Origin of the sequence: Microbulbifer elongatus (assembly GCF_021165935.1) — a bacterium.
GTDB classification, from domain to species: Bacteria; Pseudomonadota; Gammaproteobacteria; order Pseudomonadales; family Cellvibrionaceae; genus Microbulbifer; species Microbulbifer elongatus.
Genome location: NZ_CP088953.1, coordinates 3,709,175 through 3,722,263, shown reverse-complemented (window position 1 = coordinate 3,722,263; position 13,089 = coordinate 3,709,175). Strand labels below are relative to the sequence as shown.

At 55.7% G+C, this 13,089-nt stretch carries 10 protein-coding genes and 3 tRNA genes; 5 read left to right on the top strand and 8 right to left on the bottom strand.

What is annotated here, in order from left to right:
- The first annotated feature begins 86 nt into the window (after nt 1-86).
- The 5 genes from pyk (at nt 87) to LRR79_RS15335 (ending at nt 7,728) form a co-directional block, all read left to right on the top strand.
- Nucleotides 87-1,523: a pyruvate kinase gene (gene pyk / locus LRR79_RS15355; RefSeq protein ID WP_231758046.1), complete on the top strand. Its 1,437-nt coding sequence runs from the start codon at nt 87-89 to the stop codon at nt 1,521-1,523.
- A 388-nt stretch (nt 1,524-1,911) separates the two neighbouring features.
- A complete protein-coding gene (locus tag LRR79_RS15350) occupies nt 1,912-4,539 on the top strand; it encodes a TonB-dependent receptor (protein ID WP_231758045.1) in 2,628 nt (875 codons plus the stop codon).
- Nucleotides 4,540-4,696: 157 nt separating this feature from the next.
- Nucleotides 4,697-5,731: a cupin-like domain-containing protein gene (locus tag LRR79_RS15345; protein WP_231758044.1), complete on the top strand. Its 1,035-nt coding sequence runs from the start codon at nt 4,697-4,699 to the stop codon at nt 5,729-5,731.
- A gap of 145 nt (nt 5,732-5,876) precedes the next feature.
- Nucleotides 5,877-6,593, top strand: a complete 717-nt coding sequence (locus LRR79_RS15340; RefSeq protein WP_231758043.1) for a SapC family protein — start codon at nt 5,877-5,879, stop codon at nt 6,591-6,593.
- A gap of 97 nt (nt 6,594-6,690) precedes the next feature.
- Nucleotides 6,691-7,728: a sulfite exporter TauE/SafE family protein gene (locus LRR79_RS15335; RefSeq protein ID WP_231758042.1), complete on the top strand. Its 1,038-nt coding sequence runs from the start codon at nt 6,691-6,693 to the stop codon at nt 7,726-7,728.
- Between the two features lie 74 nt (nt 7,729-7,802).
- Here the strand turns inward: LRR79_RS15335 and LRR79_RS15330 are convergent.
- The 8 genes from LRR79_RS15330 to LRR79_RS15295 form a co-directional block, all read right to left on the bottom strand.
- Nucleotides 7,803-7,877: transfer RNA gene (locus LRR79_RS15330), tRNA-Gln, on the bottom strand.
- A 39-nt stretch (nt 7,878-7,916) separates the two neighbouring features.
- Nucleotides 7,917-7,993: transfer RNA gene (locus LRR79_RS15325), tRNA-Met, on the bottom strand.
- 127 nt (nt 7,994-8,120) lie between these two features.
- Nucleotides 8,121-9,035, bottom strand: coding sequence for a DMT family transporter (locus tag LRR79_RS15320; RefSeq protein ID WP_231758041.1), 915 nt, complete (start codon nt 9,033-9,035; stop codon nt 8,121-8,123).
- A 117-nt stretch (nt 9,036-9,152) separates the two neighbouring features.
- The gene (ychF, locus tag LRR79_RS15315; RefSeq protein ID WP_231758040.1) at nt 9,153-10,244 is read right to left on the bottom strand and encodes a redox-regulated ATPase YchF; all 1,092 of its coding nucleotides are present in this window, start codon (nt 10,242-10,244) and stop codon (nt 9,153-9,155) included.
- Nucleotides 10,245-10,312: 68 nt separating this feature from the next.
- Nucleotides 10,313-10,930 carry an aminoacyl-tRNA hydrolase gene (gene pth / locus LRR79_RS15310; RefSeq protein WP_231758039.1) on the bottom strand — a complete coding sequence of 206 codons (618 nt, stop codon included), beginning with the start codon at nt 10,928-10,930 and terminating at the stop codon, nt 10,313-10,315.
- A 32-nt stretch (nt 10,931-10,962) separates the two neighbouring features.
- Nucleotides 10,963-11,592 (bottom strand): 50S ribosomal protein L25/general stress protein Ctc, encoded by a 630-nt coding sequence (locus LRR79_RS15305; RefSeq protein ID WP_231758038.1) that lies wholly within the window; start codon nt 11,590-11,592, stop codon nt 10,963-10,965.
- Nucleotides 11,593-11,862: 270 nt separating this feature from the next.
- A complete protein-coding gene (locus LRR79_RS15300; RefSeq protein ID WP_269455117.1) occupies nt 11,863-12,795 on the bottom strand; it encodes a ribose-phosphate pyrophosphokinase in 933 nt (310 codons plus the stop codon).
- A gap of 210 nt (nt 12,796-13,005) precedes the next feature.
- Nucleotides 13,006-13,080 (bottom strand) — tRNA-Gln (locus tag LRR79_RS15295).
- Between the last annotated feature and the right edge of the window lie 9 nt (nt 13,081-13,089).

Genomic DNA, 13,089 nt, shown 5'->3' with positions numbered 1-13,089 from the left:
GCAGTCAACGGCGACTGCAAAAAATAGTTGCTAAAAACGATCAACAAAAAACGTTTCACTCCTAATTTAATTACAAAACCATCACTATGATTCGCCATACAAAAATTGTTGCCACACTCGGCCCAGGCACAGACAAGCCGCGTGTTATTGACGAGATTATCCGCGCCGGCGTCAACGTTGTACGCCTGAACTTCTCCCACGGCAGTGCCGACGACCACCGCAAACGTGTGGAAGAAGTGCGCCGTGCCGCTGCAGAGCAGAATAAACTGGTCGCCGTGCTGGGTGACCTGCAGGGCCCGAAAATCCGCATCGCCCGTTTCGCTGAAGGCAGTATCTTCCTCGAGAACAACGCGGAATTCACCCTGGATGCCGACTGCCCGAAAGAGGGCGGTAACCAGCAGAAGGTGGGCGTGGATTACCCGTCCCTGATTGCCGACTGCAAACCGGGCAATATCCTGTTGCTGGACGACGGTAAGATCCGTCTGGAAGTGACCGGTGGCACCAATACGAAGCTGTTCTGTCGCGTGCTGCAGGGCGGAAAGCTGTCCAACAACAAAGGCATCAACCTGTTAGGTGGTGGTCTGTCTGCGCCGGCGCTGACAGAGAAGGATTACCAGGACATCAAGCTCGCTGCCGAGTTGGGTGTCGACTTCCTTGCCGTGAGCTTCCCGCGCAGCGGCGAAGATCTGGATATCGCCCGCAAAGCCATGCGAGAAGCCGGTAGTAATGCCGCGATTGTCGCCAAGGTCGAGCGTGCCGAAGCCGTGTACAACGACCAGCAAATGGATGACATTATTCTCGCTTCCGATGTCATCATGGTCGCGCGTGGTGACCTGGGTGTTGAAATCGGTGATTCAGCCCTGGTGGGCGTGCAGAAGAAGCTGATCAACCGTGCCAATGCGCTCAATCGCGGTGTGATTACCGCTACCCAGATGATGGAATCCATGATCACCAGCCCGACGCCCACCCGCGCCGAGGTGATGGATGTGGCCAACGCCGTGCTGGATGGCACCGATGCCGTGATGCTATCTGCGGAAACTGCCGCCGGTGACTTCCCGGTAGCCGCCGTCGAGTCCATGGCGGAAGTTGTGGTCGGCGCCGAGCAGTATCTGGGCACCACCTCCCGTCCGGCGGCTGATCGCTCTGCCTCTGAAGCGATTGATACCGTGATCGCGCAGGCTGCGATCGAATCGGCCGCCCGCGTCGAAAACCTGTGCGCCGTTGCCGCGCTTACTGAATCCGGCCGCACCCCGCGCATCATGTCCCGGGCCACCAGCCGCCTGCCGATCTACGCGCTGACCCGCCATTCCCGGGTTGCCCGCCAGCTGGTATTGCTGCGCGGCGTCGAGCCCATTGAGTTCGATCCGGCCTCCGTGCCCCTCGGTCACCTGGCCGATGCCATCGTCGAGGTTCTGGGTTCCCGTATTGACCTGGAAAAAGGTCAGCGCATCCTGATTACTCAGGGCGAACGCCTGAACATGGGTGGTGGTACCAGCTCCATGCGAATCAAAGAGATCGAGTGAGACACCACCGATCTCTCGCGAACTCCCGGCTTCAGGCCGGGAGCTTCGCCTTCCCGCCCTGATTGCCTTCCCCCTGCATATCATCCAACAGCGAGACAGACCGGTTGGTCACGCCCTGTGTACAAAAAATATCCTGTCTGCACCCCGACTCGCATGTAAAATCACTCTCAACTGTCACAAATGACAGGCAGCTGTTACAAAAAACTGCAAATTAACCAGATAAATTCCTCGCAGGCCTGTAGCTTTTTTATTTCATTCTGTGTATTGTCGATCGTGAGAATGACAGCGCTATCATAAAAACGAATGACAGCGCTATCATTTGGCGGTACAAGGTGAATAAAAGTTTCTAACCAAACCTTTATATCTATAAAAAAGGAAGGGGAAATCGATGCTTAAGCGCAACAAACTCGCTCTCTCGATCAGCGCAGCTGTACTGAGTGGTGGCCTGATGGCTCCGCTGGCAGTTGCTCAAGAAGCTCTTGAAGAGATTACCGTTACTGGTATTCGTGCATCTCTGCAAGACGCTCTCAGCACCAAACGTGATGCAAACGCTATCGTTGATGCAATCTCTGCAGAAGACGTAGGCAAATTTCCAGATAAAAACGTCGCGGAATCACTGTCCCGTGTCCCGGGTCTGGCGGTAAGCCGAGAATTCGGTGAAGGGGAAAAAATCAGTATTCGCGGTGCCGGCCCTGATCTGAACCGTACCCTGCTGAACGGTCAGACAGTGGCGACTGCTGACTGGTTCATCCTCGATGATCCCGCGCGGAGCTTTAACTACACACTGTTGCCGTCCACTTTGATTTCCGGTCTGGAAGTTTATAAATCGCCAATGGCATCCATTGATGAAGGTTCTATCGGCGGTACTGTCATTGTAAATACCCGTCGTCCGTTGGACCTGGAAGCGAACGCGGTGAACATTGCGGTGGAAAGCCAGTACTCAGACAAGTCTGGGGAAAATGATCCGCAAATTGCTGCCCAGTACTCCTGGAAAAATGATTCTGAAACATTCGGTGTATTGGTGTCTGCGGTCAAGCAAGATCGCACAGTGCAGCGTGAAGGTATGGAAATCCTCGGCTGGAACGAGTCTGACGGCGACGCGTACAGTATTCCGAGCCATATCGGTGTTGCGAAGTTTGAGCAGGATCGTGAGCGTCAAACTTTCTTCCTGTCTGCGCAAGCTGCACCGACTGAAGAGCTGACCTTTACGTTCAATGCCCTCACCTCCGAAATGGATTCCAATAACCAGAATCAGAACTTCCTGATCTTGCCGAATAACAGTCGTGATCAGATCGCTGCGAATAGCGGTTTAAGCGGTGGCAACGTTACGTCTTCTGCTGTGACTGATGGAACCGGCGCAATCTTTATCGACTTTATCAACCGTGTTTCCCGCACTGAGACTGAGTCTTTTGATCTGTCTGCTGAGTATGAAACTGACGCATTCAGCCTGACTGGTGTGGTAGGTAAAACTGCTGCGGAAGGTGGTACCTACCGTGAAACCTCCTGGGAGTACGTAACTAGCGAAGCGAACTACACCTATGACCTGAATAAGCGTGTAGTGGATACTGATCCCTCTACTACTGACGCTGCTGCGTTCGGTGCTGGCTGGATCTGGGGTGGTGAGCGTCCTACTATTGACGAGGAAACTTACGCTCAGATCGACCTCGACATTCCTGTTGAGTTCGCTGCTTTTACCAGCATCAAAACCGGCTTGAAAGTTCGTGATGCCGAACGTGCGCAAGAGCGCACGGTATATAGCTGGCACGCTGGGGATTACCTCGGTACCATTTTCGATAACTGTCCGACCCTGGCTACCTGTGGTCTGAACGGAAAAGGCAATGTATCAATTGACGCCCCGGTCTCCGGTAACCTGACAGAGCAGATCGAGCAGAATCGTGACGTGATGGAAGATATCGCGTTCAATGGTATCAACGGCGTTGATGCGGACTATGCACGTTCTTTGGAGCTGGCTCAAAACTGGGCGGTTGCCGAAGATATTACTGCGCTTTATGTTCAGGGTGACTTCGAAGGCGATCAGTTCCGCGGTAATGTGGGGGTTCGCTATGTGCAAACCAAGCAGGCGTCCAGTGGCTACCAGTGGAACGACGATCCAAATAACCCTTCTTGGGGTTTCTACACAATTGATCGTGACTGGCTGGCTCCCGCCGAATTGAACTGGGTAACTGTCGATAACGATTACACCGAAGTTCTGCCGAGCGCCAACTTCATTTACGATCTGAGTGATGAAACGGTTGTTCGTTTCGGGGCCGCCCGTGTAATGGCGCGACGCAATCAAAGTGAGCTGTCTCCGTTCGAAACCTTCGGGTCTCTGAATCAGGCGAACCCTTCTGGCCAGAAGGGTAACCCTCAGCTGAAGCCAATGCTCGCGAACCAGTTTGATGCGTCCTATGAGTGGTACTACGACGATACCTCTCTGCTTGCACTGACATACTTCTTTAAAGATATTGATAGCTACACCTTTGGCGTGACCAACATCGAGCCGCGTTACAATGAGCAAACCGGCGAGAATGTTGATGTTGCGTTTACCACACCAACCAATGGCGAAGGTGGTACTACCAATGGTTTGGAGCTGAGCTGGCAGCATGATTTCGACGGTTTTGGTGTCCAGGCTAACTATACCTACACCGATGCGAAGTCTGATCAGGAGCGTGACCTTGAGCTGATTGGCTCTGGTCTGGTGGAGGGTGCTTCCGAGCACATGTACAACCTCACTGGTTATTACGAAAATGACTGGATGGGCGCTCGCCTGATGTACAACTATCGTACAGAGTGGTACAAGGGTCTGCACTTTAATGGTGACGAACTTTGGAATGATTCTTATGGTCAGTGGGACGCAAGTGTAAGTGCGTCTGTAACTGATAATATCGATATCATCTTTGAAGCCGTTAACCTGACTGACGAAGAGCTTGTTGAATACAACACGGATGGCAATCGCCTGATGTCTGCTTACGAAAATGGCCGCCGTTTCGTAGTGGGCGCTCGCATGACCTTCTGATAGCTCAGCTGTCTTGGAAAAAGCCGGGTCTTTGACCCGGCTTTTTTTATGCCTGCAATAAATGTAAATTGTCTTGCCCTAGTCGCCTTTAGGGGAGGGCACCGCCAGCGGTATGGGTTTGCGTGAGAAACTGTTGGCCATAGAGGGAGATATTTGTATGGCAGATAATATTTTTAATCGACTGCCCGAGATTCCTGAAGTTGGTGCGGTAAGTCAGGGCTTTTTTCAGGATAACCTGATTAGAAAGCATGAACCGGTTGTTTTGCGAGGATTGATTAGCGACTGGGAGTTGGTCGGGCGCGCCAAGGAGTCGAATCGCTCGCTAATATCATACTTGCAGAAAAAAGCCATTCTCGGGCCAGTGAAATCTGTTGAGGCACCACCGGAATCGAGGGGGCGCTATTTCTATTCTCCGGATCTTCAGGACTTTAATTTTCGGCGCATAAAAACGACGTTTTACGAGTTTTCCGAGCGTTTACTGAGGCAGGTCGGAAGTGAGGGCGCACCAGTGATTTCGATGCAGAGCGCCTATTGTGACGAGCACTTTACAGATGTGCATTTAAAAAACCCTATGCGATTGATGGGAGATGTTGTTCGTCCGAGAATTTGGATTGGGGGGAGAACCTGTGTGGCCACTCATTATGACGATGCTGAAAATTTAGCCTGTGTTGCTGCGGGAAAGCGACGTTTTGTTCTGTTTCCACCTGACCAAATATCCAACTTGTATATTGGGCCCATTGATAAGACTCCCTCAGGAGCGCCAGTAAGTATGGCCTCGCTGACTGAGCCTGACTTTGGGCGATTTCCAAAGCTTGAGCAGGCGTTGGAGCATGCGCTGATGGCTGAGTTGGGCCCGGGTGATGCGATATATATTCCTTCGTTGTGGTGGCACCATGTTGAGTCCATGAGCGATGTGAATGTGTTGATGAATTACTGGCAGGGTGGTGCGATAGGTGGCGCTGAGGGCGTCATGCCTCTTGATGCTCTTCTACTTGCAATGGCTACTTTGCGGGATCGGTCAGCGGCAGACCGTAAGGCTTGGAAGGCGTTCTTCGATTTTTACGTGTTTGCTGATGATGAAGAGGTTTCCGGGCATATTCCTGAGGGGGTAAAAGGGTTCCTTGGAAAAGACGGCTCCGAGCGGATAAAGCAGATTCGGGCCTGGTTGCAGAGGCAGTTGGCTGAAAGCTGACCCGGCTGCCCTGAAAGGGGGAATTAACGCTTGTTTTGCTGGCAACTTGAGCTGGTCTGGTGTAACTTTTTGCTTCCCTTTTTGAGTATAAAAAATATACTGTCCGGGTTTTGTAGAATAACTTCAAATTTCAATAAGGTGTTGTATGGCCACTGTAGAAGCCCCAAAAATCGTACCTCTGCGCAGCGACGTTCACGGTAAGCTGAAAGTCCGTGAGTTGGGGACCTTTGAGCACGTTAAAAACGCCCACATGGTGCCGGTGACTGCTCACGAATTCGCCCGCCTGGGTGCGGAATACCCGATCGTCTTCGTCAAGAACTCCGATACCGACCAGTTCCAGTCTGTTGCATTGCTGAGCCTGAAAGTAGGCGAAAACCTGTTTGTAGACGGTGAAAAGTGGAAAGGCGTTTTCGTTCCCGGTGCTGTGCGCAATCATCCTTTCGTTCTGGCTCCTGCTGGCGACGATAAAGAGAAGCTGATGGTTGGTCTGGTTGAGAACAGCCCGGTTGTTGGTGAAGAAGAGGGGAATGCCCTGTTCAACGAATCCGGTGAAGAGTCCGAGTACCTGAAGGCCAAGAAAGAGTCTCTGGTGGGCTACCTGGAAAGTGACCAGATGACCAAAGCGTTCATCACTATCCTGGCGGAGAAAGACCTGCTGACCACTCAGAATGTTGCGGTCAACGCTGGTGGCGAGAAGATCAACCTGACCGGTATCTACATGGTCGATGAGAAGAAACTGAGTGAGCTGAGCGAAGAAGACTTTGCCGACTTCCGCAAGCGTGGCTTCCTGCCGCCGCTGTATGCGCAGCTGGGTTCCATGCATCAGTTCTCCCGTCTGGCCAAGATGCAGGCCGGCGCCTAATTTAGGATCTAAATCAGGCTGCGAGCCGGGCAGGGCGTCTTAGTCGCCTCCCGGCTTCCGGGGCCTCATCGCCGAGGCCCCAATTTTCCTTCCTGTTATGTCTTTCAAGCACTATTCCCCCTGGTTCGCCTTCCTCGGGCTGTTTTACGCTCTTTGGGGCTTTGTGGTGCTGTCCCAAAACCTCTGGCCCCTAGTTACCGAACACTGGCCCATGGCCCTCTCCATGGCCATCGGCAGCTACGCCGCCGGCTCTACCCCAATGGGGGGCGGTACTGTGGGCTTCCCGGTGCTTGTGTTGCTGTTTGATATGCCCGCCAGTCTTGGCCGTGACTTCAGCTTTGCGGTGCAGTCTATCGGCATGGTCAGTGCCAGTATCTTTATTCTCTGTCGCCGACAGGCGCTCGCCTGGAGTATGTTGCGGGGCGCCATGATCGGTGCGCTGGTGGGTACACCCCTGGGTATCCTGTATTTGTCCCCACTGATCCCGGAGTTGTGGATAAAACTGGCGTTTGCGGTGATCTGGGGAAGCTTTGGCCTGCTGCACCTGTACCGCCTGCGGGAGATTACTTCTCACAGTGGGCTCGGCCGCAGTGCTTCAGCGCGGGATTTCCGCCTGGGCCTTGCGGCCGGTTTTTGCGCTGGTGGTATGGCGGCGGCGATTACCGGGGTGGGGATCGATATGGTGATCTACGCACTGCTGGTATTGCTGTGCCGGGTGGACCTGAAGGTGGCAATCCCCACCTCGGTGATCATCATGGCGTTTACTTCTCTGGTGGGTGTGGCAGTAAAAACCGCCACCGGTACCTGGCAGCCCGGAGTGCTGGGCAACTGGCTGGCCGCCGCGCCGGTCGTGGCGCTGGGCGCGCCGCTCGGGGTCTTTGTGGTGGGGCTGATCGGCCGCAAACCGACGCTGCTTGTGGTGGCCGTGCTGTGCATTGGGCAGTATCTGTGGACCGGCTATACCGAGCGCGAGACACTGGGTCTCTGGGGAATGGCGATATTTGCTGCTGCGGTGCTGGTGTGCCTGCTGGGCTTTGAGTGGTTGCGTCGGCTGGGCAATACGGACACAGGGAGAGATCGCGTGCAGTCTGGTCCAGATCTTTCTGCAACTGCGATCCGGGAGTCAGTCGCATAGCAAACTGAGCTTACTCGTCTTTATCGTGGCGCAATAAAAAAGGCGACTTCTTCCGAAGTCGCCTTTTTTATATATGGCTGGGGTGGAAGGATTCGAACCTTCGCATGACGGGATCAAAACCCGCTGCCTTACCGCTTGGCTACACCCCAGTAGAGGTTCTGTGAGTCTGGTTTCTCACAGAGGGAAAATGGTAGCAAGGGGGAGACTTGAACTCCCGACCTCAGCATTATGAGTGCTGCGCTCTAACCAGCTGAGCTACCTTGCCACTGAAAGTCTCGGCTAACCGAGGGCGCGCATTATCGGGCGACCTCGAAGGGCTGTCAACACTTTTTTAGTAAATTAATCAGTAAGTTACGTGCGACGCCCAATTCGCCATCAAATTGCCCAAGGGTTCAGCGGCCGCGGCCAATGGCCGCCAGCAGGGAACCCAGGACGACGGTAAACGCGCCAACCCAGCTGATCCAGTTCATCGGCTCAGATTCAATGTAATTGGGCCAGAAGGCGCTTATAGCGGCGCTCAGCGCCAGGGTCATCAGTGGTACCAGGGCGAGGGTGGCGCTTACCCGGGAGGCTTCCCAGGCGGCCATGGCTTTGGCGAAGGCGCCGTAAGCGATCAGGGTGTTGGCGGTGAGGAACAACAGCAGCGCCCAGCCCAGCCCGTCCAGCTGCAATGCGCTGGACGGGTGGGAAACGGGGAGGAAGCACAGGCTGCCTGCCATATAGATCATCATCAACAGATTCTGAGGGCGGGATTCAGCGACGATCTTTTTCTGAAAGAGTCCGTACACAGCCCAGGTCACTGCGGCGATCACCACCAGGCCCACGCCGATAAGGTATTGCGGATCCTGACCATCGAGTAATTCGCTGATGCGAAGATTGAAGAACAGTGGAAGGCCAATGCACACCAGTGCCACGCCCATCCATTGCCGTACCGAGAAGCGTTCACCCAGCCAGAACACGCTGAAGATCAGCAGTAGCAGCGGTGCCAGCTGGATCAGTACCTGCAGGGCACCGGGGGTGATGTAGTTGAGGCCGGTGGCGTAGGCGATATAGTTGCCGAGCAGGCCACCTACGGCAAGCAGGGTATAGGGCAGCAGGCGACCACTGAGCAGCTTTTTCAGCTCCAGTTCCCGCCGCCAGCCGTACCAGGCACCGGCAAATACCGCCGCGCCAAAAAAGCGAAACCAGGTGACGGTGGTGGAATCCATATCCTCGATGAGCCCTTTCATGGCAATGGGCAGCAGTGCCCACAGAAAGGCTGTGGTCAGGGCGAGGGGCAGGCCGACTCTCCAGTTGGATTGGTACATGGCAACCTTTGGTAAAAGTGGTGCTGTAGGGAGATCGCGGGTAGCGGATCGGAATCGGCGGAAGCGCTTGTGGCGCTCCCGCCGGCAGGCTAACTGGTTAGCCGGGGGAGGTGGGCGTTATACGTTAAAGCGGAAGTGCACCACGTCGCCATCGGCAACGATGTAGTCTTTACCTTCCAGTCGCCATTTACCGGCTTCTTTGGCCCCGGCTTCGCCGTTGTTGCTGACGAAGTCGTCGTAGCCCACCACCTCCGCACGGATAAAGCCCTTCTCGAAGTCGGTGTGGATCTTGCCCGCTGCCTGCGGCGCGGTGGCCCCCAGGGGGATGGTCCAGGCGCGCACTTCTTTTACACCGGCGGTGAAGTAGGTGTGCAGGCCCAGCAGTTCGTAGCCGGCGCGAATAACGCGGTTCAGGCCAGGCTCGTCCATGCCCAGTTCTTCGAGGAATTCCTGTTTCTCATCGTCGTCGAGTTCGGCGATTTCGGATTCCAGCTTGTTGCAGATGGGGACCAGTACTGCGTTTTCTTCCGCGGCGATGGCGGCGACTGCATCCAGATGCGGGTTGTTCTCGAAGCCGTCTTCATCCACGTTGGCGATATACATGGTGGGCTTGACGGTGAGCAGGCTCAGCTCGCGCAGACCTTCCAGTTCATCGTCGGAGAGGCCGAAGGAGCGCAAAGGTTTGGCTTCGTCCAGATGCGGTTGGATCTTCTCCAGCAGCGCTTTCATTTTGATAGCGTGCTTGTCCTGACCCTTGGCGGCGCGGGTGTAGCGCAGTAGCGCCTTTTCCACGGTATCCAGGTCGGCCAGGGCCAGTTCGGTGTTGATCACTTCAATATCTGCCACCGGGTCTACCTGGTTGGCTACGTGGATGACGTTGTCGTTTTCGAAGCAGCGCACCACGTGGGCGATAGCGTCGGTCTCGCGGATATTGGCGAGGAACTTGTTGCCCAGACCCTCACCCTTGGAGGCGCCGGCGACCAGGCCTGCAATATCGGTGAATTCCATGGTGGTGGGTATCAGCTTCTGCGGCTTGACGATTTCCGCCAGTTTGTCGAGACGCGCATCCGGTACCGGTACGATACCCGCGTTCGGCTCAATGGTGCAGAAGGGGAAGTTTTCCGCATCGATGCCCGCTTTGGTCAGGGCATTAAACAATGTGGATTTGCCCACGTTGGGCAGGCCGACAATGCCGCAAGTAAAACCCATGGTCTGAATCCTGTTAATGTGTTCGTAGTGGTTCGGGCGCGAGGCGCACCGTAAAAATTAACTGACTGCTATTTGGACTTTGCGCCGTTTTTTGCGCTGGTATGCAGTGCTTTCATGGCCCCGTTCCAGTCACCCGCGGCGGCGGTGGGTAATACATCCACGGCGCGGTCGATGGCGTCTGCCAGCTGGTCCTGTTCGTTACGGGGGGCGCGCTGCAGTACGTAGTTGGCGACGTCGCGGGCGTTGCCCGGATGGTCGATGCCGAGGCGCAGGCGCATGAATTCGCGATTGTTCCCCAGGGCGCTGATGATGTCGCGCAGGCCGTTATGGCCCCCGTGCCCGCCACCTTTCTTCAGGCGTGCGGTGCCGCAGGGCAGGTCCAGCTCATCGTGAGCGACCAGTATGGCTTCGGCGGGAATCTTGAAGAAGTTCGCCAGTGGGCCCACTGCCTGGCCACTGCGATTCATATAGGTGGTGGGAATCAGCAGGCGGATATCCTGCCCGCCGATTCGTACCCGGCCGGTGTGACCGTGGTACTTGCTGTCTGGCGCGAGCTGGGCACCGTGGATACGGGCCAGCTCGGAGACAAAGTCGGCCCCGGCATTATGTCGCGTCCGGTCGTATTCGGGGCCTGGATTACCCAGGCCCACAATCAACTGGATGGGCGTGTCCGGAGCCTTGCTCAAGGTACTGTTACCTTACCTGGAGAGGAGTCGGCTTATTCTTCGCCGGACTCTTCGCCTTCTGCTTCAGCGTCGGCTTCAACGGCGCCGCGCGGCTTGTGTACAGAGGCAACAACCAGGTCGTGGTCTTCACCGTGTGCCAGGTCTGCAGACTCAACGCCTTCCGGCAGCTTGATGTCGGAGATGTGGATGGTGCCGTCCAGCTCCAGGTCCGCCAGGTCCACTTCGATGAACTCGGGCAGCTTGGAGGCCGGTGCGTTGATGTCCAGCTCGTTCAGAGTGTGAGAAACGATACCGCCGGCTTTAACGCCTTTACAGGTGTCTTCGTTCAGGAAGTGCAGAGGCACTTTCACGTGTACTTTGGTGTCGGCAGATACACGCTGGAAGTCCGCGTGCAGCAGGATGGCTTTAGCCGGGTGACGCTGCAGGTCGCGCAGGATCACGGTCTCGTCTTTACCGTCAACGCTCAGGGTGATGACAGAAGAGAAGAAGGCTTCGCTTTCCAATGCTTTGAACAGATCTTTCTGCAGCAGAGCGATGGATTGGGGTTCCGCTTCGCCGCCGTAAATGACAGCAGGAACCTTGGCTTCCTCACGACGCAGGCGGCGGCTCGCACCTTTCCCTTCGTCGCTGCGGACGTTGGCATTCAATTTAAAATCAGACATGGGGTAAACCTCAGGTTGTCTGTCCAGAAGGACCTGCGACCGGTACCCTCTGGCGTTGCTATAAGCTGGGCAGAATCTATTGAAACGCCCAATAGTAAACGCCCGGCAGTGCCGGGCGGGCGCGTATTCTAAGGGGAAGCGCTGGGGAATACCAGTGGAATGTCGCGGTGTGGCGACCTGGCAAGCTGGTGGATGCGCTGCGCTTATCCACCCTACGAAAATATATCGACATACCGTAGGGTGGATAAGCGCAGCGCATCCACCGGGGGGTTAAGAGCGGAACATCGCCGACAGGGATTCCTCGTTACTGATGCGACGCATGGACTCGGCCAGCATCGCGGAAAGGGTCAGCTGACGGATCTTCGGTGCCTTCTCCATTTTGTCGCCCAGGGGGATGGAATCAGTGACTACCAGTTCATCCATTACCGAATTGTTCAGATTATCGATGGCCTTGCCGGACAGTACCGGGTGGGTACAGTAGGCGACCACTTTCTTGGCGCCGTGATCCTTCAGCGCTGCGGCGGCGTTGCACAGGGTGCCGGCGGTGTCCACCATATCGTCCACCAGCAGGCAGGTGCGGCCGCTGACTTCACCGATGATATTCATCACTTCCGCCACATTGGCGGCCGGGCGACGTTTGTCGATAATCGCCAGGTCACAATCGAGGCTCTTGGCCACAGCGCGGGCGCGCACAACACCGCCGATGTCCGGGGAAACTACCACCAGATCTTCGTAACCCTGGCGCTCGATGTCGTCCAGCAGTACGGAGGAGCCGTAGACGTTATCCACAGGTACGTCGAAAAAGCCCTGGATCTGCTCGGCGTGGAGGTCGACGGTCAGAACGCGGTCGATGCCCACGCTCACCATCATGTCGGCCACAACCTTGGCGGAAATCGGTACACGCTGGGAGCGTACACGGCGATCCTGGCGGGCGTAGCCGAAGTAAGGCACTACCGCGGTGATACGGCCGGCGGAGGCACGGCGCAGGGCGTCCACCAGCAGGATCAGTTCCATGATGTTGCGGTTGGTGGGCTGGCAGGTGGACTGCACCACGAAGACATCGCGGCCGCGCACATTGTCGGTGATTTCCACGGCGATCTCACCGTCGGAAAAGCGCTTGACCACCGCCTCTCCCAGCGGTATCGCCATATGCTCAACAACCTTTTGTGCCAGTTCCGGGTTTGCGTTGCCGGTGAAGACCATTAAGTCAGCCACTGCGAGTACCTTTTTCGTTGGGAGTAGAGGATAGTAGTGAAATTCAGGTGAGTTTCGGAGCGAGAACTGCTTGCAGGGTAGTGTGATGCCGTTTCATTGGGCGACCATTGGTGCAAGTATCTGGTTAAGGCGTGTTCCGGCAGGGCCGGAGGCTCCGTCTGTATCCGCGAGGTTGGGATACCTATAAAAAAGGAAATGTGGCTGGGGTGGAAGGATTCGAACCTTCGCATGACGGGATCAAAACCCGCTGCCTTACCGCTTGGCTACACCCCAGCAATGTTG